The sequence below is a fragment of the Paenibacillus sp. FSL L8-0470 genome (genome assembly GCF_038008625.1).
Classification (GTDB): domain Bacteria; phylum Bacillota; class Bacilli; order Paenibacillales; family Paenibacillaceae; genus Paenibacillus_AQ.
Genome location: NZ_JBBOZM010000001.1, coordinates 6,066,305 through 6,086,222 on the forward strand (window position 1 = coordinate 6,066,305; position 19,918 = coordinate 6,086,222).

Sequence of the window (19,918 nt, forward strand, 5' to 3'; positions counted from 1 at the left end):
GGATCAGTCGCAACTACGGTGAATATTGAATTTGGAGCTGTAATACAGATTACACCTCCAATCTGATCTTCTGATCCAAGACCCACACAGCATTTAGCATTTAGCAGCATTTAGCATTTGCAAATTTGAACCAGCCGGCTTCCCCTAGAAGAAGCTGACTGGTTTTTCTTTGTTTTTTCATAACTCCCTGCACTGCTCCAGCAGACTTAGGAGGCTAATTGTAGGAATCTCCCCCTTGCATAGCTTGGGGATTTGTTTTATTCTAAATATGAAAATAATTTTCTTATAAATGTATATATTAATAAAAATAATTTCAGTCACTAAAATGATTGCATTCATTCACATTAAGAAAAGAAGGTGGAGCTTATTTCTCCTATCCTGCATGTCCTGGAGCACGAGAAGGAAAAGCTATCCCAAATGGAACGCAAGCTGGCGGAACGCATTCTGGCCTCACCAGCGGAGATTGTCCATATGGGCATCACGGAGCTGGCAGAGCAATGCGGTGTTAGTCCCGCGACAATTACAAGGTTTTGTAAGGTGCTGCATTTCAAAGGCTTCCCCGATTTCAAGGTTAAGCTGGCTTCAGAAATTGCCCATAGCGATGCTTCGCCGCAGGAAGGCGGCTCCTCTTATCAGGATATTGTCGCGGGCAATCCGCTTTCGGTCATTGTCGAAGCGATGCAGGCCAATCACCTGACTTCGATCCGGGACACCACCTCACTACTCGATCTCGAGCGGCTGCAAGCAGCCATTGATGTTTTGTGCCGGGCTCGCCGGGTTGATCTCTACGGGATGGCCACCTCCTCTATCGTTGCACAGGATTTCTACCAGAAGCTGATCCGCATCGGCGTGAACTGCACCGCTTTTGCAGACTCACATATGCAGATCACCTCCGCTTCTTCGCTCTCTGCCGGCGATGTGGCGTTTGCGGTCTCTTATTCCGGGGAAACCCCGGAAACGATCGACGCCTTAAGCTGTGCCGGAGCCAGCGGTGCGGCCACGATCTCGCTGACTTCTTACGGCAGCAGCACGCTGGCCACACTGGCGGATATCCCGCTGTTCTCCTCCTCGCTGGAGCAGGGAATGCGGCGGGGGGATATGGCTTCGCGGATTGCGCAGCTGCATATCATTGATATCCTGTTCACCGGAATGGTCAGCACCCGGTTTGGCGATTTCATTCCCAAGCTGGAGCAATCTTATCTGAATGTCCAACATTACCGTCATAAACGGGGAGGTTAATTCAAATGAACATTTTAAAATTCCGCAATGAAGAAGATTTCGCCCAGACCGGCGCAAACCTGATTGCCAGCCTGCTGCAGAGCAACCCCAAAGCCGTACTGGGACTGGCTACCGGCAGTTCTCCGGTCGGCGTCTACGCCAAGCTGGTAGAGATGCACCGCAAGGGAAATGTCAGTTTCGCCAAAGCCTCTTCCTATAATCTGGATGAATATGTGGGCCTGCCTGTGGATCATCCCCAGAGCTACCGCAGCTTCATGAACGAGCATCTGTTCAATCATGTCGATATTGATCTTACCCGGACACATGTCCCTAACGGAAATGCGGCGGATCTTACTGCCGAATGTCTCGCTTATGACAAAATGCTCGAGGATAACGGGCCGGTGGACCTGCAGATTCTGGGCATCGGCAGCAACGGACATATCGGGTTCAATGAGCCGGATGCCAGTCTTAGCAGCGGCACGCATGTCGTGGACCTGCTGGAAGAAACACTGGAAGCCAATGCCCGCTTCTTCGACCGGCTGGAGGATGTGCCCCGCCAGGCGGTAACGATGGGCATCGGCGGCATTCTCAAAGCAAGACAAATCGTGCTGCTGGTGCGCGGAGAAGAGAAGGCAGAAGCAGTCAAAAACGCGCTGGAAGGTCCGATCACGACACAGTGTCCCGCCTCCCTGCTGCAGAGCCATCCTAATGTGGTCGTTCTGCTGGACGAAGGAGCTGCAAAATGGCTGAAATAAATAGAACACCAGGCGAGCTGCTCTACGGAAAAGTGCTGACTCCCTCCGGCCTGATTGAAGAAGGCGTGATCGCAGTATCGGAAGAGGTTATCCAATATGTAGGAGAAACCGCCTGGCTGCCGGAAGCTTACGCCCACTGGCCCGCAGGCACCCAAGACAAGAACGGGCTGCTGATCCCCGGATTCGTTGATGTACATGTGCATGGCGGCGCCGGTTACGATTTTATGTACTCTGATCAGGCATCGCTGGATATCATCACCCGGTTTCATGCTTCACATGGAACAACCGCCATGCTGGCCACCACCATGACTGCAGCTAAGGAAGACATCGACCGTGTTTTGTCCGAAGTCGCTGACTATCGCAAAGGCGGCATGCCATTCGCCCAATTGGCCGGAGTGCATCTGGAAGGGCCGTTCATCAGCCCAAAATGGTCCGGGGCCCAAAATCCTGAGCATATTGTCCCGGCAAATATCACATGGCTTGAAGCGTGGGAGAAGCAATACCCGGGAATGATCCGCCAGGTTACCCTGGCGCCGGAATGTGAAGGCGCACTGGAAGCGATTCTCTGGTTGCGCAAGCATGGCATCACAGCAGCTCTAGGGCATACCAATGCTACCTTCGAAGAGATTATTGCGGCTGCAGACGCCGGCTTAAACCAGGCGGTGCATACGTTCAATGCCATGACTCCGCTGCATCACCGCAAACCGGGCACAGCAGGTGCCGTAATGTTTGACGAGCGGATACGTGCCGAGATTATTGCCGACGGCATCCATGTGCATGCTGCGGCGATTAATGTGCTTTCCCGGCTCAAAATCCGGAATAATCTGATGCTCATCACGGATGCCATGTCAGCAACCGGACTCAGCGACGGTGAATATACAATCGGTGACCTGCCGGTAATTGTAAGGGAGGGCATTGCCACACTGAAGGATAACCCTGATGCACTCGCCGGAAGCACGCTAACCATGATTCGCGGTTTCCGCTATCTGGTACAGGAAGTGGGACTCAGTCTTCAAGCAGCCTCCAATGCCGCAAGTCTTACTCCAGCCATATCACTCGGGATGCAGCGTTTCATAGGTTCGCTTGAAGCAGGAAAACGCGCGGATATCCTGCTGCTGGATGATGAGCTTCAACTGAACGGTGTATGGATCGGCGGACACACAATCTCCACCGATTCACCGATTATCTGAGCAGAAGTACTGCCAGGCATATAAACTGAAATGCAGCCATCCAGACCGGAAGCCGGTAGGATGGCTGCATTTATTGTAACGGCCCGCTGATGGAATAATCCCGTTATTTCTCAGGCATACTAGCTCAGTCTGAGGGCAGGATTAATATCCGCTGCGTGTTGGGAAGATGCGCTCGACCATCGTCCGGAATTCATTGGCAAATCCTTTGAGCGGATGGCCCGCACGTACCTCTTGGGCATAAAAGTCAGCCCGTTCCACAAAGTCCGGATTGGCCGACACGTAAACGTTGTCTATGCCCGAGTTATATTTCTTAACCTCAGCAGCAATCTTGTCCTTCATCTCCTCGGTAACATCTTCGTTGTCAGTCATTTTATTGCTGTTATTTGGAGCAACGCTGCGGATCCCGATTCCTGTCCCCATGCTATTGTCGATATCGCGCTTCATCCGGGTTCCATCGACCCAATTGCTGTCGGACAGGATGCCGTTATTGCCATTGCCGGGGTAGGCTTTGGGATTGGCCGTACCTACCCCTCCGACAGTACCCGTACCGGTCAGGCTCTTCGGTACACCAGCCATCGAACCTCCTGTACCGGTCATGCCCGGATTACCTGTTACTGTCCCTCTTCCCTGATTGCCCATAATCGGTCCAGTTGCCCTGCCTTCTCCAGGATTCACTGTCATTTCCGGACCGGTCAGCATGCCGGAAGTGTTGTTGCCGAGCCCGCCGCCATAGCTGTAAGGACGTATTTTATCAGTATTTCTCACATTCATACCGCCATCAGCCCGGTCCAAGGCTACGGCGACATAGGCGCTTTTCCCGGCAATCATTACATTTGCCGAGCGTACCTCCGGCATCGCTGCAATGCGGTCAGCGAGCTCCTGGCTCATCTCCATTTTGTCGAAGGCATTGCCCCGAACGGAATTGGTATTAATGCGGCCATCGTTCATTTTCCGTACACTTTTTGTCTGAACGTTATTGCCATCTGTAGTGTTATTGTCACCGCAACCTGTAATGCTGACCATGCCCAGAAGCAGCGCGGCAGAGACTGACATGCTGATCTTTGATCGCAACATGAACTCATCCTCCATCTCTTTAAATTATGATGTATGCACCGTAACAATCGTTAGCATGGCCTCCACCGGTACAAGCTATCCTGAAAGGATTTGGTACTCTCTCCCCTACACCGTCACATGCGGGGAAACATTCGCGTATCTTATAAACAGTAGGCCGTATTCACAAGCGAGCCGTGATTCTCCGCAAAGTAAAGTCAGGAGGGGTGAGCATGAAGGTTTTATTTACGTTTTATGTACCCAGCGGCGGGGTGGAGACACTGAACAAGCTAAGGTGCGAAAGCCTGCAGCGCAGCGGTATTGAATGCCATGTTTTATACCTCATGCCGGGGTCTGCAAGCCAGAATATCACAAACTTTCCCGTGTTTATCACTTCCCGGGATGAAGAGATCAAGGAATTACTCGATACTCAGCACTATGACGCCATTATTGTTACATCGGATTATTTGTTAATGGAACGTCTGCGTCGTCTAGGCTATGGAGGCATTCTAATATACGAAGCCCAGGGGCTCGGTAAACGGGCTGATGCGGAGATTTTGATTATAGAGGCCGTACCTTTTCTGAGATCCTACTGCAATGCTGTACTTATACCTCCTACCGATCATTTGCTGGAGCTGTTTATTTCTATCTGTCCCTGGCTCCACCGGTATGTAATCCCCAATATCGTGGATGTCCAGTCCTTCCGGATGATCCCCGGTGAACCTCCCTGCGATCCGGTAATTGCCTGGGTAGGCCGGCTTGAAAACAACAAGAATTGGAGCGAATACTTGAAGATCGCCCATCAGATCCGCCTGCACAAACCCGCTCTGCATCTGTGGATGTTCCATGATCCGGAGCTTGCCTCCGGGGAGCAAAAGCAGCTGTTCCATGAGGAACTGCACGCTTTAGGACTGAATGACCGGCTGAATGTATTTACCAACATTCCCAACCATATTATGCCCGTTTATTATTCCTCCATTGCCGGTTCCGGCGGCTTTCTGCTATCCACCTCCATTACAGAGGGCTTCGGGTATGCAGTTGCCGAAGCCATCTGCTGTACTTGTCCTGTACTTAGCACCGATTCGGACGGTGTCCGTTCTTTTATTGTTCATAATCACTCCGGCAAATTTTATCCGCTTGGCAATGTGGAGCAGGCTGTCAGTGAAGGCCTGGAGCTGATGGATAATCCTGCACTCCGCAGCCACATCCGCGATCAGGGAAGGCTCCATATGATTTCACGCTTCGGCTCCGAGAGTTATGCCCATTCCTTTCGTGAGATGCTCAACTCCTTTTCCATCTTTTAGCGGCCGACACCAAAAGAACCTTCAAACCACCGGAAGACCGTGGAAATGAAGGTTCTTTGTGTGTCTTGAACAATACTCAACCCAGCCTCGATACGATCTCAAACAGCTCAGTCTGAAAGATTTGCGTGCTTCTCTCCCAGGTGAAACGCTGTGAATCATTCTCTCCTCTTTGGGCAAGGCGCTCGCGCAGTTCTTTGTCCCTGATTAAAGTGATAATATCATCGGCCAGACGGTTTTCATGCCGGTAGGACATCAGACAGTTGTGGCCGTGGACACCGTATTCGAGGTTCCCCCCGGAATAAACCGTAACTAATGCAGCGCCGCAGCGCATCGCTTCCAGACCCGGCAGCGAACCGGTATCATACGTGCTGGAGCTGACAAAAATGTTGCTCTCATTATAATGGTAGCACAGCTCCGTATCGTTTGAAGGCGTGCGTACATGATAACGGTCATCGGCCAGCAGAGTCTGAAGTGCAGCAGATTCGGCGTATTCTCCCGGAGGTGTTATCAGATACAATTCAACCTCCGGATGATGCGCCTTGACCAGATTGAGCTGCTGCAGCAGATAGTCCTGTTCCCGGTGGCCGGAGAATCCCCCTTCCATCTTGCGCATAATTGCAGAGACTACCAGTTTGCCTTGCGTGTCCCGCCTGTGTGTATTATAAAAGTCAGGATTCACCCCGATCGGTACAATCCTGCCCTTAATCCCATGATTTATCCGGACAATCTCCTGCTGCCACCGGGACAGTACAAACAAATTGCGGGCAATATTATAGGAAGAGAAGGACTGATTATTATCCGGCAGAAACGTCGGCTCATAACATAACGCCAGTCGAATATGCAATCCCTTGCCCTGTTCACTGGCCCGCTGCGCCACAGGAACGATAGTGTAGTAATTCGAAATTATGACATCGCTATAAGGAAAATCGTCCTCAGACAGCTGGCTGTAGCTGGAGTAGAGGACCTTGCACTTCATATCATATTCGACAATGCCGTGATTGGGCATAAGAATGATCACTTCATGGCCGATGATTGCCAGACGGTTGGTAAGTTCTGCGAGCATACGCTGGGCCCCGCCCCTGGACAATGTCAGAATCGGGAATGTCAGTCTCATTTCCCTCTCTCCTTTCTCAGCAGCTGCGAGAGAGATCTATGATGCTTCGCCTGCACCATTTTAATCTCCTTGTTCTGCGCTTCACTGTGAATCACAGAGCCCATCTCCTTGTGTATACGATAATCAAGCAGCGGCTCCTCGATGTAAGACCAGCGGTAATGCGGCAATATACGCAGCCACAGGTCATAATCCTGTGTGTATAAAAAGCGTTCATTAAAAATGCCAACGGTGCGGAAGATATCCATATCGAGCAGAACAGAGCTGCCGTTAACCGGACAACCCGTCATCATGGTCGCGATAAGCTGGCTTCTATCGGGAAAGGGGACCTTTACGACCCCGGAAACACGGTCCCCTTGTTCATTAATATAATAATAGGCAGTATGGTTAAATAAGGTTCCTGTGCTGTGCAAAGCTTCCAGCTGCCGGCGGATTTTATCGGGATGAAACAGATCGTCAGCGCTTAACCAAGCAAAATAAGACCCGCTGGACGCCTTGATACCCAGGTTGAGCGCAGATGCGGTGCCACCGTTTGATTTGTGAAAGTACATAATTCTGTCTCTGTAAGGAGCCAGCTTCTCCGTGTGGAACAACGATCCGTCATCCACTACAATAATTTCGATATCCGGGTAGCTCTGGGCCAGCACGCTTTCCACCGCTAGATCTACGTAGGGGCAATTGTAGAAAGGGATGACCACCGAAACCTTGGACTTATGCTGATTCATGCGCTCACCTCCTTCCCGTGGGTATTGTTTATACTGTCTTGCAGGCAAGCAAGGCATCCAGCGGCTCATGATCCTCTCCGAATGCTTCCCGGAAAGCCGGATTCTCTGCATGGTGATAGCCTTTAAGCACGGTTACCGAGTAACCCAGCCCCAGGAAATCCTCCGGTTCCCAGCCGCTCCTGTGTTTCTGATAATACTCTCCCTGCAGGTGAAAATGATCCGTCCCTTCCTGCGGAAAAAATCCGCGCGGAGTGAATACCACCACACGATTGGAGGCGATAATCTCCGCTTTTTTGAGAAGTCCCATCCCTTCCTTCATGGAGAAATGTTCCAGCGAATCAATTAATGTCACCGCTGAGAACGTGCCCGGCAGAAAGAGCTTATCAATATGGCTTGCATCGGCATGCACCGGGATAATATGCGGCGAGGTGTATTTGCGGTGCAGCAGATAAGGCCTGTGAATATCCAGACCGACCACCAGAGCAGCTTCAAAGCGTTCAAGCAGAGTACCGGTGCCGCTGCCGATATCCAGAATACTCTCCGAGAACTTAAGATACTCCAGCAAGACCGGCAGGAAATCTTTCACTGCAATTTCCCGGTACATAGGCTTCCCCTCCTATAATAAATTGCATAAGCCTAACCGCCCATAGAAGTGATCAACCCGCGGAGCAGTCCATGATAACGGGCATTGGTCGCGGCGGCTTCAGCCATGATCACATCATAATGCTTAAGGGTTCCCATGCCGCTGTGGCGGCGGTACGCCGTTAAAGACTGGTTCAGCATAATCGGAGGATATCCGTTCAGAATCGCCCGGAACCACAGATCATAATCATGCGTGTAGGGCAGTGCTTCATCAAACAGACCGATAGCGCCGAACAGCTCCCGCTTGAACATTACCGTACAGCCGTTAATCGGATTCCCCTGAAGAAAGCAGCGTAAATAGTCCAGGTGATTCGAGAATACCGCCGCCGCGTTCATTTCGGTCAGTTGCGATTCTCCGTTGATAAAATTAAAGTTCGTGTAAGTGATAAGCAAACGGTTCTGTTCCATGAACAGAACCTGATTGTTGATCTTGTCACGGTAGAACATATCGTCAGAGCTAAGCCATACGACATAGTCTCCTGTAGAATGTTTGATGCCGTGGTTCAGCGCGGAAGCGGTACCCCCATTGCTTTTACCGAGATAATGAATCTTAGGCAGATAGGGCATAATCCGGTCCATATGAGCTGTGGAACCGTCATCGACGACGATGATCTCATAAGGCTTCCAGGATTGGGACAAGGCGCTTTGCAGCGCCTGTTCAATATAAGGACAATTATAAAAAGGAATTATCACCGATACTTTTGGAGTCATTACATCCTTCCTTCCCTACTGGCACGATAAAAGTCCACAATATCTGCAAGCGACTGCTCAAGCGGGATTGCTGCACTCCAGCCGAGTGCAGTTACATTATCTTCAGATGTTTCAGGTTGCGTGACCGAACCGGGCAACACTCCAGAGTCTGCTTCCGCAGGAACCCCAGCTTTCGGACCCCAGTCCATTCCAACCGGTACCGCGGCATGAGCCAGCAGCTTCTCCGCGATCTCACCCAGCGTGCGCTGCTTCCCGGAATCAATCCGGTAGACCTTTCCTGTCTCCCCCTTGCGCAGGATATAGTCATAGGCCCTTACGGCGTCGCGAACATCGAGAAAATCCCGTAATTCAATCCGTGAAGAAAGCCTGAAAGGCGGAATCCCTTCGTCCGTACCCGAGAGAGCTTCACTCCGCACAATATGCCGGGCAAGCAGGGAGCAGAAGCCGGTGGAAGGGCCGGGGCCGATCAGGTTGCAAGGCTCCGCCAGCAGCACGGGCTGCTTGAACAGAGTTCCCCAGGCGAGTGATACCAGTTCCTCCAGTGTTTTGCTGAGGCTGTAGGGATGCGGCGGACCCACGTCGGTTCCGGGGCTGTACTTGAGCCGGGAGCCGGCCACCAGAATACGGCTGGCCGGCTGGGCACGCAGTGCCTCAAGCAGATACAGGGTTGCCATAACATTCGTTTCCATATAAAGCAGGGGATCGCGCCACGACTCCGGTACCGAATTTCTGCCTGCCAGATGCAGCACTTCGTCCGGCCGGACCTGCCCGATCATGGTATGGACCGCCTTGCGGTCGCTTAAATCACAAACATATTGCTGAACCCCCTCCGGAAAAACAGCGGACTCCGCTGCCGGATGGCGCACTACAGCGGTCACTTCCGCTCCGCCAGCCCTGAAATAGGCAACAGCATGCCGGCCGGTAAAACCGGCGGCTCCGGTAATCAGCAGCTTCCGCCCCTTCATGTGGTCATCTCTGAGGGCTGCATCCAATCAGCCAGCTCTGCCAGCATTTCCGGATAGGAAGGCAACTGGATCTGGACATCAGCTCTTGTGTTTACCAGTGTACGGTCCTGAATATGCACATCTTCGGGAATGATCTCAACATCTTCCTTATGAAATGCGTACTGCAGATGCCGGAGCAGTTCATATTTACTGACCGGTTGGGGATGGGCCAGATGAATCAGGCCGGATACCTCTGATTCCAGCAAGCCATCCACCGCCTTGGCCAGCTCGAGTGTCGTCACGCCATTCCACATGACCCGTTCATAGCCGGAGACCGGCCCTTTCCGGGATAGAAACCATTCCATCAGGCCGATGCCGCCGGAGCGGATTTCCGGTCCGATAATGGAGGTGCGGATCGTTAAATGACCGGGCGCACGGATCTCTCCGAGACTCTTGGTAATCGCATATACAGAAGTGCCGTCAGGCGTATCGTCCTCTGTGTAACGGCCGCGTGTTCCTTCGAACACGCAGTCGGTACTGATGTGGATCAGCCGGGCATGAACAGCATCCGCCGCCCGGCGCAGCCGGTGGGGAAGAAATCCGTTCACATGGTAGGCCCCGATCCGGTCACGCTCAGCAAATTGATTCAGTACTCCCAGCGCATTGATAATGCAGTGTGGAGAGACGATTTCGACCAGTTTCTCCACTCCGGCGATATCGTCGGCATCTACATACAGCCCGCCAAGATCGCTCTTATCCCGGGTTGTATGGAAGACGTGATGTTTGCCCTGGCGGCGAAAATACGCCGCCAGCATATGACCCGCCATACCGTTTCCGCCGAGGATAAGCAGCTTCATTGGAGGAACCCTCCCCGGATCAGGATATTCTTGATCTCCTCCTGGTCCATCAGGTTGTTCTCCGAGCTAAAGCTGTTGAAGGAAACATGCGGATATCTGCTGTAGTGGATTTTCAGCTCCGGCATATCCAGCGTAGGGAGAATAACAAGATACTGCTCATCGTAAACGACAGTGGTCAAGCTCTCGAAATCACTCATCAGGATTTCATGGATTTTCTCACCGGGACGGATACCTGTTTCAACAATACTTACATCACGTCTTCCGGAGTCTTCGATCAACACCTCGGCCAGATCGACAATCCGGCAGGTCGGCATCGTCATGACGAAGATTTCACCGCCGATGCTAACCTCAGACGCTTTGAACAGCAGGGTGATGGCATCGCGCAGGGTGAAGAAAAAGCGGGTCATTTTCATATCTGTAATGCGCACCTGGCCCTTATCCTTAATCTGCTTCATGAACAGATGGACCACGCTGCCGTTCGTTCCCAGCACATTGCCGCCGCGTACGGTCACAAACCGTGTGCCTGAGCCGAGCAGGTTCGCGTACACAAACAGCTTTTCGCCGATCGCTTTAGTCATGCCGTAGAAGTTGGACGGATTGGCCGCTTTATCGGTGGAGATGTAAATCGCTTTTTCTACATTATTGGCAATAGCTGCTTCAATGACATTCTGGGTGCCGACGACATTCGTCTTGAGCGCTTCATACGGCTGATCTTCGCACACCGGAACATGCTTCAACGCCGCAAGATGGAACACATAATCCACGCCGCGGCATGCGGCCACCAGAGCATCCTTGTCGCGGATATCGCCGATGATGAAGGTGAGGCGGCTATCCTCATATTCGCGGCTCATCGACACCTGGGCTGACTCGCTGCGGGAGAAAATTACGATTTCCTTAGGATTCTGCGGCAGAAGCTGCCGGATGAGTTCATGCCCCCAGGAACCGGTTCCGCCTGTGACCATAATCCGTTTATTATTGAACATGCAGGTTCCCTCCAAGCAAAAATTTAACTACCTTTGCCGAGACATCCGGTGTCATGTAGCCTTCCGGTGCCTCCCATTCCGGACTCAGCGACGTCATCAACCGGGTACAGCGCAGAATGCTGTTCTGCTCTACTCCCGACACTACATTACTGCCGCAATCTACCGTCTCCGGACGTTCTGTCGTCCTGCGGATCGTTACGGTCGGCACTCCCATCAGGCAGCACTCCTCCTGGACGGTTCCGCTGTCGGTAATTGCACAGAGGGCATAACGTTCCAAATGGACAAAATCGAAAAATCCGAAAGGATCATGGAATTCCACAAGCGGGTTCATCTTTAGCGGGAATTGCTCCGTCAGCTTGGAGCGTGTGCGGGGATGGATACTGCAGATCAGGCGGATTCCAAAATGTTCAGCCACAAGGCACAGGCCGGACATAATTTGCAGCAGTGATTCGGGATCATCGACATTCTCGGCGCGATGGGCAGTGACCAGAAAGTAATGGCCTGCCGTAAGATCCAGCCGGGCCAGAATATCGCTGGCTCTAATTTGCTCTTCATAATGTGTAATGACCTCGTGGATCGGATTGCCGGTTAATACGATACGCTGGCTGGGGAAACCTTCACTCAGCAGATGCCGTTTGCTCTGCTGCGTATAAGGCATATTAATGGTCGAAACGGCATCTATGACACGGCGGTTTTTCTCCTCCGGCACTTTCAAATCGTAACAGCGGTTCCCCGCCTCCATATGCACGACCGGGATACCCATGCGCTCCGCAAGAATTGCACACAGCGCACTGTTGGTATCTCCGAGCAGCAGCACCCGGTCCGGCTGTTCTTTGAGCAGAATGCTTTCCAGGCTTCCGAACATGGCGGCAAGCTGCCCGCCAAGTGCGGCTTGCTTATCCTGCAGCACATAATCCGGTGCCCGCAGCCCCAGCTCTTCAAAGAATATTCCGCTGAGACTGGCGGTGAAGTTCTGTCCCGTATGCACCAGCACATGCCGCTCCGCATGCTCATCGAGCAGCGGAATAATGACGCTGAGGCGGATGATTTCGGGCCGTGTGCCCAAAATCGTCATGATCTTCATGGGTTCACTCCCCTACCTTGTTTGGGTATAACTTGCTGTATTTCACTGCGGGGAGGTGCACCCGCAGTGTTCACGCCGCTTTGCGGCGGCTCTTCCTACGCCGGCGTGCGCGGCTGCCTGTGCGGCGGGATTTGCCGCCGCTGCCCTTCCGGCGTGCCGGCCGCGCCGTGCGCCGCTTGCGGCCCGGGCGCCCGCTGCGGCGCGCCCGGGCTTTGGCGCGGCGCAGCTTGCCGCGCCGGAGCCTTGCTCTGCGCAGCCGTGTTGCGCGGCGCGAGTGGCCCTTGCCCGGCGGCGGCTGCTCCGGCGGCGGTGGCGGTGGTGGCGGTGGTTCCCCCGCCGCCACGGGTTCGCTGTTGCCCGGCGCTTCGCTTACGGGCAGTTGCACAGGCGCACCGCCGGAGAGCGGCTCGGCGGGCTCACTGCAGATTGGCAGCTCTACCACCGCTGCCGTGCAGTAACGGAGCTGCCAGCGCTCCGCCAGCCCCAGCAACCGTGCCCTGTAGGCCGCCGGGCCATATACGGCATCAACGCGCTCCCGCGACTGGCTGCCGATGGCTGCCGCCAGTCCCGGCTCCGCCAACAGCACCTTTACCCGGTCAGCCAACGCCTCGATATCCTCCACCGGAGCGAGTTGGTTGCCGCAGCCGGCCATGTGCAGAATCTCCTGCAGCCCGCCGGAATCATAGGCGACCACCGGTTTGCCGAAGGCCATTCCCTCCAGGGCGGTCATGCCGAAACCCTCACGGATCAGGCTGGGAACAACCAGCAGATCCATTGCGCAATAGGCCGAAGGCAGACATTCTTCATATCCCGCGAACTTGAACCGCGAGGTCAGTCCCTCCAGCTTCACCTTGCGCACACAGCGGTCATAGTAGTTTTTGTCTCCGGGAGTACCAATGACGAGATACTTCGCCTTCGGATACTGCTCACTGACAAGGACGGCCATTTTGACGAAATGCTCCAGCCCTTTCTCCTTGTTGATGAAGGAGGAAATATATCCGATCAGCGATTCATCCGGAGATACCTTGAGCTCACTCCGCCGTTCCCCCCGGAGCTTACTCCAGGCTTCCATCATCAAATCTTTATCATTCCAGGACGGCGGGAGCTGAGTTACCTTACCTTCGCGGATATCCGCCGGGAAACAGGCCGCAGCCGTATGCGAAATTGCCAGAATTTCATCGCTGTTCCTGTGGATCAGGTCTACACTGATCGGGGTGAACTCATTGTCCGTAATCGTCTCGGAAATCTTCCAGACCACCGGGATGCCAAGTGACTTCGCCGCCATTGCCGGCAAAGCATGCACACAAGTGCTGGAGATAATAAATGCCGGACGCAGACCAGCCAGCCAGTCTGTCATTTCTAGATATTCCCGGCTTTCCTGGAATTTGCGGATATCCGCTTCCAGTCCGGCATAAGGAGTGTACATTCCGTAGACGAGAGGAATCGACAGCAGCTCTACATTCAGGCCGAAGCTGCGGGCCTGGCGCGTCAGCTTGCCGTCCTGGGGCGCTACGAGAATACAGTTAAAGTATGGAGACAGCTCCCGGCCGAAGAACAGCAGCAGCTTCTCCGCACCCGTAATACTGCGCGTATTGGAAACATGGGAAAAGAGGACGATTGTAGCTTTGTCGGCCATGGTGTTTCGGCGCTCCTTGGCAAGAGGCCTCGAGCGACCATTCACCTCCCTAAAAGTTTTACGAAGCATTAGCTACGGGACAGTTCTTCATGTAAAACTTGCTTCGAAAGCACTGACTCACTTGGAGAAGCGCACTTTGCAGGCAAACGCCAAGGTCAGGTTACTTCACCAGTATATTGAGGGGGCACAGATGCCGGCACGACACCTGTCCCCTGATATACGCACATTTCCTGGCAATTTGTCCTCATACCGGTTGGGCATAGATTACGTTCAACAGCTGATTCAGGCGTTTCGTGTAGGTGTGATCCTTCAGGGTCCGTTCAAAAGCGCGCAAGGCCATTTCCCGGCGCTCTTCTTCATGGGTCAGGTAATAGTGGACTTTTTCCATCAATTCCAGCGGGCTGGAGAAGGTGTCGATTTCTTCTCCGATCTTATAGAAGGAGCCCATATCATCTCTGGCATCACTCAGCTGCAGTGTGCCGCTGGCCGCGATCTCGAAGGTGCGCGGGTTAGGTGAAGCCGCGGGAATAACCAGCGCATTGTTGTTGGCATCCTCGTCCACATGGGAACGGTGAAGGTTAATGACAATTTTGGAGCCGCTGTACGTGGTGGCTGTCTCCTGCGGCGACATCCACTTCCCGACTTCAATTCGCTCTCCATAGAGCGGAGCCTCGGGCAGACGATCCCACCAGATGCCGTTGATCACAGTGTTGTAGCTCATCAGCTCCGGCATAATATTGCGGAAGAACTCAATCCGGTTCCAGTAAGCGGAGCCGATGAAGCTGATATCCCGGCATACCGGAGAACGCCCTGTCGTTGGACGATAGTGCTCCCTGTGGGCGGCAAAGGGCAGGTAATGTACTTCTGTGCAGCCGAGGCCACGGTAGATTTCCACGCAATTGCGCTCCAGGGTGAACACGTAGTCGTAATGCGTCACAATTTTCATAGTGAAATCGGTGTAATACGGATCATCGGTCAGCCAGATCGCCGTCTTGATGCCTCTGCTCCGCAGGACGGAGAGCTGCTCCAGCGGCAAATCAAGGCCGTCCAGTACCAGCATCAGATCGGGGCATTGCGCCGTGGCGAGCTCAATGAGATCCTGGCGCACATCGGTAACCGTGACCTGTACAGTTAATTTCTGTAAGGCATAAAGTACCGCATCGTCCAGCGGCGAATACGGATAGCCTTTACCCGAGGCTACGTACATGACATGAATATTGCGAACCGGAAGCGGCGCTTCCGGACGGCCGTCCAGAATGGCGAGCCTTCCCCGTAAGTAGCCCTCGTCATATCCTACCTTGAAGCCGGTCAGCCGTCCGCGCAGTTTTTCTTCTTCCGCAGGGCTACGCGGCATAGGCGGTGCGGGCATAATAAATTCAGTCTTCATGAGTATTCGCTCCTTCATCCCATTTTGGAATTCACACTTGTGCAGTAAGAACATTCAATAATTGAGGCAAACGCGCCATAAACGTATGGTTGCGCAAGGTCGTCTGCAGCCCCCGCAATGCAATCAGGCGGCGCTCCTTCTCATGAACCAAATAGTATTCGATTTTTCGCTGCAGCTCTTCAGCAGAGCCAAAGGTCTCCATGTCAAACCCCGGCCGGTAGAAGCGGTCCAGATCTTCACGGATATCGGTCAGCTGCATTGTTCCGCAAGCACTGATTTCATAGGTCCTAGGATTGATGGAACGGGACGGTAATTGAAAGGAATTCCGGTTATCCTGTCCCCCCTCCCATGGACGGTGAATGTTGATGACCAGCTTTGACCCGCTGTAGTAATTCGCAGTCTCCTCAGGCGGAATAAATCCGTCCTTAATAAAAGGCGAGAGCTCCTCAAACTGGGTCAGACGCTCCCAGAACCCGCCGGCGATCAGCACCTTTTTGTCCTTCAGAAAAGGCGCCAGCCCATCAAACAGCTCCGTCCGGTTGCGGAAGGCATTGCCGATAAACACCACATCATATTGATATTGCGGATCGGTGCGGCGCGGATAGAACATTTGCGGATTCACACAGAGCGGAAGATAATGGACAGAAGCCACCCCAAGTGAACGGTAGAATTCCACACAGCCCAGCTCATGCGTAAATACATGGTCGTAATGCTGGCTGATAACAGAAGTATCTTTGGTAAAATAAGGATCATCTACAAACCAGATTGCCGTAGAAATACCCAATTTTTTGATTTCGGTAATTTGCTCCAAATGGTTCTCGGGAAACACATGCAGCCCGTTCATGACAAGTACCGCTCCCGGCATTTCACGTGCCGCAACCTCCAGCATGGTTTCCGGAGCGCTTAAGACCAATTCACTGACCAGCTGTCCAAGCGCCTCCGTTACACCTGCGTCTATGGCTTGAAATCCCTGGGGAACGTACATCAGCTTAAGCGGGCGGCACTCCTGCCCTGCCTCCGGAGAATTCAGGCGTTTCACGGCTTCACACAAGCCAAGACGGTATCCCTCCTGATATCCATCCCTATATTCCTGCGGACGCTCTGTTCTCTTTTTAACTTTCACGGCTTTCACCCTGCCCCGTCATATTCTCAAGACAATATAACTATATGCGGAGTCAGCGTACGCCTCATGGACACCTGTCTGTATTACGGTGAAATTGGCTCATGCCCCCTGTCATCCACCCGGATTGCCCGAACCTTTGCAGATTTTATCCACTCAGGCTACACTGAAGACAAGTCAATTGAGCGTGTATGATATCATTCGTAAGTAGGGAGAGTGGGAGAATGAATGCTATGAATAATGCCATGCTCTACGTCCGCCATGCGGAGCTGCTTCGCGATAAGGTCCCTTCCTTCCAGACTTATCCGTTTCATCTGCCGGCAGTGCGCGACCTCCATCGTCTGGAGTTTCAGAAGCAGGTTACTTTTCTGGTAGGAGAGAACGGAACGGGAAAATCAACCTTGCTGGAGGGGATTGCGGCGGCATGGGGCTTTAATCCGGAAGGCGGGACACTCAACTTCTCATTTAACACCCGTTCCTCACATTCACATCTGTATGAATTCTTTCGTATTGCCAAAGGGGTACGACGCCCAAAGGACGGCTTCTTCCTGCGTGCGGAGAGTTATTACAATGTGGCGACTTATATTGACGAATTGGATGAAGAGCCTAAGGCGGGCAACTTCATCAAGGATTCTTACGGGGGCAAGTCATTGCATGAGCAGTCGCATGGCGAATCCTTTTTTTCCACCTTTGTTCACCGTTTTGGCGGCCAAGGCCTCTACATGCTCGACGAGCCGGAGGCTGCCCTGTCCCCGCTGCGGCAGATGTCGCTGCTGGTGCGGATGCACGAGCTGGTGCAGCAGCATTCGCAGTTCATTATCGCCACACATTCACCTATCCTGATGTCCTACCCGGGCGCAGATATCTATCTCCTGGGGGAGGAAGGCATCCGGCAGGCCGCATTGGAGGATACGGAACATTACACTGTAACCAAGGCGTTCCTGAACGACCGCCAGGGCATGCTGCGCGAGCTGCTGAGTGACGGCTAACTGGCGTTATCCGGCTTATCACGTGCCAAGAGTATTCCCAAGCAGACTACGCGAAACAAAATCACACAATGGTAATACGCTTGCTATTTAAAGCTTTGACCTATCGTGACACATATTGTTGTACGTGCCCTCTCATTTTGCCATCTCCCCCTCATATGGGAAATCAAATGCACTTCTACCTCTCATTTCCCAATCTCCCCCTCATATGGCGAAATCAAATGCACTTCTGCCTCTCATTTCCCCATCTCCCCCTCATATGGCGAAATCAAATGCACTTCTGCCTCTCATAATTTCCTGTACATCAAGTGGAAACGGCTTTGCCGTCCTTTTTAAGGACGGTACCGTTTCAGCGAGAAATAGAAGGATAAGTTATCGTGTGAAACATATAAATTCTTATATTTAAAAAAAGACACCCTAACGGCTGCCGTTAAAGTGTCTTCATCTATAAAATTACTTCCTATTATACTCTAGTAGAGCTGATCGTCCTTGTCCGTGAGGCAATCGGTATACTCGTTCAGAAGAGCATCCAGCTTAACAGATTGGCGAAGCACTCTTAAATCATTCATTCCATACTCAATGGCCATTCTATTCAATTCCTGTCTTGCCTGTTCAATTCTATCCTTGTGTTCATCATTTCCCATAGCGGCCCCCTTATTGGACGAGGCTGTTTCAAGCCGATTTCTTGTTATTTACTAAAGTTCCAAACACATTGTATTCCATAATCAGTTAAGGGTCAATTCCTCTGCAGAATGCCAAGTTGGGTAAGTTTTCAGCGCCTAACGTTTTTGGCCTGCAAAGTATTTTCCTGCACCTACGAGCTTATGCACCACCCAGCCCAGCATAGCTACGACCATCATATCAAAGCACACATTGAACAGGAATAAATGTTTGCCGATATCCGCACGTCCGTCGCCCAGGATCGGTACAAGGAAGGAGAACAACCCGATCAGGCCCAGCAGCATCATCAGCTCACCGGCTATCCGCCCGCGTAATTCGCGGGTACGGAAATATTCGAACAGCACTCCGCCGTAATACACCAGATAGAACAAAACGAGGAAACCGAGGGTATGCGGAATATGGTTGTTTTTAAACTGGCTCCAGGCGCTGTAAGTATAGGCGATTGCACCTGCCGGCTTATTCTCGTTCTTCTCATAGCTCCCTAGATAATAAGGACGGATAGACATGCTGTTCTCAGCAGCATATTTCATATTGTCTATCAAGCGGGAAGGATGTTTTAGATAGAAGAACAACACGTCCTTATGGGACATCCGGTCATAGAAATCCGGCGTCAGTGAAGGATCATCCTGCTTGATGGCTGTATCTCCCTGAAAATAATTCGTACCCGCCAGCACCTCCAGCCGCTCCGGCAGCCCCAGATCGCGCAAATCCCCCCGCACATCCGGCGACTCGTTCAGAACTCCGAAAAATACCGTTTGATAGAGATTGATATGCTTCAGTTCCTTGGGTGCCCCCACATACATAATGACTGACACAAGAAATACCGCTACCGCAAACCACCGGGCCAGCTTTTTCCAGCTGCCTGATCCCTTGAGTATAGCCATCCGCAGGAAGATCAGTGCAAATGCTATGCCCACCGGCGCATTCTGGATTTTGGAGCAGATCAGGAACAGCACGGCAATAAAGAACAGCGTCAACCCTTTCGCCGTAGGATGTTCCTGTCCGGCAAGTCTCAGACCCAGCGCAAATGTGAGCAGCATAAATACCATCGACACGGGTTCGCCGAACAGCGAATTGAAATAAGCCAAATATCCGATGTCATAAAAAACAAACAGCATTCCCGCACCCAGCACCAGTCCCGTAATGTAGGAACGGCCTGTGCCCAGTTTAACAATCAGCCAGGTGGCTGCCAGCAGCAGGAGAGCATAAACGGCACCCAGCAGGCGAATATCGAAATAGCTGCCGTGGAAAAGGCCGGAAATGAGCCTTGGCACCAGCACCAGCAAAATTTGCGACGAAGGATAAAACCCCCGGAACAAATTATCATAAGAAAATCTGGAATGGCTGAAGCTGAAAAAGCGGTCAGCATAACCTTCCACAGCCTCATAGTAATTCAAGCCGATCGTATTCATCATACGCAGAAAGTCACCATTATCGGCAACTCCGACGAACGGCTTCAGGAACAGCAGATAAATAATCAGCCCGCCCCCGGCAAGAGCCGCAAGTACCTCTGCCTTTAATAGTCTTTTCATAG

Annotated in this window: 19 protein-coding genes; 5 read left to right on the forward strand and 14 right to left on the reverse strand. The window is 52.5% G+C overall.

Annotation, left to right across the window (positions count from 1 at the left end; translation table 11 throughout):
* Positions 1 to 366: 366 nt before the first annotated feature.
* From NST99_RS27640 to nagA, 3 genes are read left to right on the forward strand one after another with little or no spacing between them, the layout of a single operon-like run.
* Complete coding sequence (locus NST99_RS27640; RefSeq protein WP_341097773.1) at positions 367 to 1,239, forward strand: MurR/RpiR family transcriptional regulator; 873 nt, start codon at positions 367 to 369, stop codon at positions 1,237 to 1,239.
* 5 nt (positions 1,240 to 1,244) lie between these two features.
* Positions 1,245 to 1,973: a glucosamine-6-phosphate deaminase gene (gene nagB, locus NST99_RS27645; RefSeq protein WP_341095973.1), complete on the forward strand. Its 729-nt coding sequence runs from the start codon at positions 1,245 to 1,247 to the stop codon at positions 1,971 to 1,973.
* Positions 1,961 to 3,163 carry an N-acetylglucosamine-6-phosphate deacetylase gene (nagA, locus tag NST99_RS27650; RefSeq protein ID WP_341095974.1) on the forward strand — a complete coding sequence of 401 codons (1,203 nt, stop codon included), beginning with the start codon at positions 1,961 to 1,963 and terminating at the stop codon, positions 3,161 to 3,163. Before nagB ends, nagA begins: the two co-directional genes overlap by 13 nt.
* A gap of 141 nt (positions 3,164 to 3,304) precedes the next feature.
* On the opposite strand, the gene NST99_RS27655 is transcribed toward nagA, so the two are convergent.
* The gene (locus NST99_RS27655) at positions 3,305 to 4,237 is read right to left on the reverse strand and encodes a YhcN/YlaJ family sporulation lipoprotein (RefSeq protein ID WP_341095976.1); all 933 of its coding nucleotides are present in this window, start codon (positions 4,235 to 4,237) and stop codon (positions 3,305 to 3,307) included.
* A gap of 209 nt (positions 4,238 to 4,446) precedes the next feature.
* Between NST99_RS27655 and NST99_RS27660 the strand changes: the two genes are divergently transcribed.
* Positions 4,447 to 5,517, forward strand: a complete 1,071-nt coding sequence (locus tag NST99_RS27660) for a glycosyltransferase family 4 protein (RefSeq protein WP_341095977.1) — start codon at positions 4,447 to 4,449, stop codon at positions 5,515 to 5,517.
* A gap of 76 nt (positions 5,518 to 5,593) precedes the next feature.
* Here NST99_RS27660 and NST99_RS27665 read toward each other — a convergent pair whose 3' ends face one another.
* The 11 genes from NST99_RS27665 to NST99_RS27715 all read right to left on the reverse strand — a co-directional run bounded on the left by NST99_RS27665 (position 5,594) and on the right by NST99_RS27715 (position 16,729).
* Positions 5,594 to 6,631 (reverse strand): glycosyltransferase family 4 protein, encoded by a 1,038-nt coding sequence (locus NST99_RS27665; protein ID WP_341095979.1) that lies wholly within the window; start codon positions 6,629 to 6,631, stop codon positions 5,594 to 5,596.
* The gene (locus NST99_RS27670; protein ID WP_341095981.1) at positions 6,628 to 7,353 is read right to left on the reverse strand and encodes a glycosyltransferase; all 726 of its coding nucleotides are present in this window, start codon (positions 7,351 to 7,353) and stop codon (positions 6,628 to 6,630) included. The genes NST99_RS27665 and NST99_RS27670 overlap by 4 nt, the downstream gene beginning before the upstream one ends.
* 28 nt (positions 7,354 to 7,381) lie before the next feature.
* Positions 7,382 to 7,957: a class I SAM-dependent methyltransferase gene (locus NST99_RS27675; RefSeq protein ID WP_341095982.1), complete on the reverse strand. Its 576-nt coding sequence runs from the start codon at positions 7,955 to 7,957 to the stop codon at positions 7,382 to 7,384.
* Positions 7,958 to 7,989: 32 nt separating this feature from the next.
* Positions 7,990 to 8,706 carry a glycosyltransferase family 2 protein gene (locus NST99_RS27680; RefSeq protein ID WP_341095983.1) on the reverse strand — a complete coding sequence of 239 codons (717 nt, stop codon included), beginning with the start codon at positions 8,704 to 8,706 and terminating at the stop codon, positions 7,990 to 7,992.
* Positions 8,706 to 9,671: an NAD-dependent epimerase/dehydratase family protein gene (locus NST99_RS27685; RefSeq protein WP_341095985.1), complete on the reverse strand. Its 966-nt coding sequence runs from the start codon at positions 9,669 to 9,671 to the stop codon at positions 8,706 to 8,708. The genes NST99_RS27680 and NST99_RS27685 overlap by 1 nt, the downstream gene beginning before the upstream one ends.
* A complete protein-coding gene (locus tag NST99_RS27690; protein WP_341095986.1) occupies positions 9,668 to 10,507 on the reverse strand; it encodes a dTDP-4-dehydrorhamnose reductase family protein in 840 nt (279 codons plus the stop codon). Before NST99_RS27690 ends, NST99_RS27685 begins: the two co-directional genes overlap by 4 nt.
* Positions 10,504 to 11,490, reverse strand: coding sequence for a polysaccharide biosynthesis protein (locus NST99_RS27695; protein WP_341095988.1), 987 nt, complete (start codon positions 11,488 to 11,490; stop codon positions 10,504 to 10,506). The genes NST99_RS27690 and NST99_RS27695 overlap by 4 nt, the downstream gene beginning before the upstream one ends.
* The gene (gene wecB / locus NST99_RS27700; RefSeq protein ID WP_341095989.1) at positions 11,480 to 12,574 is read right to left on the reverse strand and encodes a non-hydrolyzing UDP-N-acetylglucosamine 2-epimerase; all 1,095 of its coding nucleotides are present in this window, start codon (positions 12,572 to 12,574) and stop codon (positions 11,480 to 11,482) included. The genes NST99_RS27695 and wecB overlap by 11 nt, the downstream gene beginning before the upstream one ends.
* 70 nt (positions 12,575 to 12,644) lie before the next feature.
* Positions 12,645 to 14,210 carry a glycosyltransferase family 4 protein gene (locus tag NST99_RS27705; RefSeq protein WP_341095991.1) on the reverse strand — a complete coding sequence of 522 codons (1,566 nt, stop codon included), beginning with the start codon at positions 14,208 to 14,210 and terminating at the stop codon, positions 12,645 to 12,647.
* Between the two features lie 244 nt (positions 14,211 to 14,454).
* The gene (locus NST99_RS27710; RefSeq protein ID WP_445744995.1) at positions 14,455 to 15,597 is read right to left on the reverse strand and encodes a CgeB family protein; all 1,143 of its coding nucleotides are present in this window, start codon (positions 15,595 to 15,597) and stop codon (positions 14,455 to 14,457) included.
* 31 nt (positions 15,598 to 15,628) lie between these two features.
* Positions 15,629 to 16,729, reverse strand: a complete 1,101-nt coding sequence (locus tag NST99_RS27715; RefSeq protein ID WP_445744996.1) for a CgeB family protein — start codon at positions 16,727 to 16,729, stop codon at positions 15,629 to 15,631.
* Between the two features lie 212 nt (positions 16,730 to 16,941).
* Here NST99_RS27715 and NST99_RS27720 point away from each other — a divergent pair, with 212 nt between their 5' ends.
* A complete protein-coding gene (locus NST99_RS27720) occupies positions 16,942 to 17,706 on the forward strand; it encodes an AAA family ATPase (RefSeq protein WP_341095994.1) in 765 nt (254 codons plus the stop codon).
* A 467-nt stretch (positions 17,707 to 18,173) separates the two neighbouring features.
* On the opposite strand, the gene NST99_RS27725 is transcribed toward NST99_RS27720, so the two are convergent.
* Both NST99_RS27725 and wsfD read right to left on the reverse strand, forming a co-directional pair.
* Positions 18,174 to 18,347 (reverse strand): aspartyl-phosphate phosphatase Spo0E family protein, encoded by a 174-nt coding sequence (locus NST99_RS27725; protein WP_076110797.1) that lies wholly within the window; start codon positions 18,345 to 18,347, stop codon positions 18,174 to 18,176.
* A gap of 135 nt (positions 18,348 to 18,482) precedes the next feature.
* Positions 18,483 to 19,916 carry a glycan biosynthesis hexose transferase WsfD gene (gene wsfD, locus NST99_RS27730; protein ID WP_341095995.1) on the reverse strand — a complete coding sequence of 478 codons (1,434 nt, stop codon included), beginning with the start codon at positions 19,914 to 19,916 and terminating at the stop codon, positions 18,483 to 18,485.
* Positions 19,917 to 19,918 lie beyond the last annotated feature (2 nt).

What these genes read in the sequence shown, in the direction of transcription:
- nagB (WP_341095973.1), top strand. Translation starts at nt 1,245, where the DNA reads ATGAACATTTTAAAATTCCGCAATGAAGAAGATTTCGCCCAGACCGGC.
- nagA (WP_341095974.1), top strand. Translation starts at nt 1,961, where the DNA reads ATGGCTGAAATAAATAGAACACCAGGCGAGCTGCTCTACGGAAAAGTG.
- NST99_RS27655 (WP_341095976.1), bottom strand. Translation starts at nt 4,237, where the DNA reads ATGTTGCGATCAAAGATCAGCATGTCAGTCTCTGCCGCGCTGCTTCTG.
- NST99_RS27660 (WP_341095977.1), top strand. Translation starts at nt 4,447, where the DNA reads ATGAAGGTTTTATTTACGTTTTATGTACCCAGCGGCGGGGTGGAGACA.
- NST99_RS27665 (WP_341095979.1), bottom strand. Translation starts at nt 6,631, where the DNA reads ATGAGACTGACATTCCCGATTCTGACATTGTCCAGGGGCGGGGCCCAG.
- NST99_RS27670 (WP_341095981.1), bottom strand. Translation starts at nt 7,353, where the DNA reads ATGAATCAGCATAAGTCCAAGGTTTCGGTGGTCATCCCTTTCTACAAT.
- NST99_RS27675 (WP_341095982.1), bottom strand. Translation starts at nt 7,957, where the DNA reads ATGTACCGGGAAATTGCAGTGAAAGATTTCCTGCCGGTCTTGCTGGAG.
- NST99_RS27680 (WP_341095983.1), bottom strand. Translation starts at nt 8,706, where the DNA reads ATGACTCCAAAAGTATCGGTGATAATTCCTTTTTATAATTGTCCTTAT.
- NST99_RS27685 (WP_341095985.1), bottom strand. Translation starts at nt 9,671, where the DNA reads ATGAAGGGGCGGAAGCTGCTGATTACCGGAGCCGCCGGTTTTACCGGC.
- NST99_RS27690 (WP_341095986.1), bottom strand. Translation starts at nt 10,507, where the DNA reads ATGAAGCTGCTTATCCTCGGCGGAAACGGTATGGCGGGTCATATGCTG.
- NST99_RS27695 (WP_341095988.1), bottom strand. Translation starts at nt 11,490, where the DNA reads ATGTTCAATAATAAACGGATTATGGTCACAGGCGGAACCGGTTCCTGG.
- wecB (WP_341095989.1), bottom strand. Translation starts at nt 12,574, where the DNA reads ATGAAGATCATGACGATTTTGGGCACACGGCCCGAAATCATCCGCCTC.
- NST99_RS27705 (WP_341095991.1), bottom strand. Translation starts at nt 14,210, where the DNA reads ATGGCCGACAAAGCTACAATCGTCCTCTTTTCCCATGTTTCCAATACG.
- NST99_RS27710 (WP_445744995.1), bottom strand. Translation starts at nt 15,597, where the DNA reads ATGAAGACTGAATTTATTATGCCCGCACCGCCTATGCCGCGTAGCCCT.
- NST99_RS27720 (WP_341095994.1), top strand. Translation starts at nt 16,942, where the DNA reads ATGAATGCTATGAATAATGCCATGCTCTACGTCCGCCATGCGGAGCTG.
- NST99_RS27725 (WP_076110797.1), bottom strand. Translation starts at nt 18,347, where the DNA reads ATGGGAAATGATGAACACAAGGATAGAATTGAACAGGCAAGACAGGAA.
- wsfD (WP_341095995.1), bottom strand. Translation starts at nt 19,916, where the DNA reads ATGAAAAGACTATTAAAGGCAGAGGTACTTGCGGCTCTTGCCGGGGGC.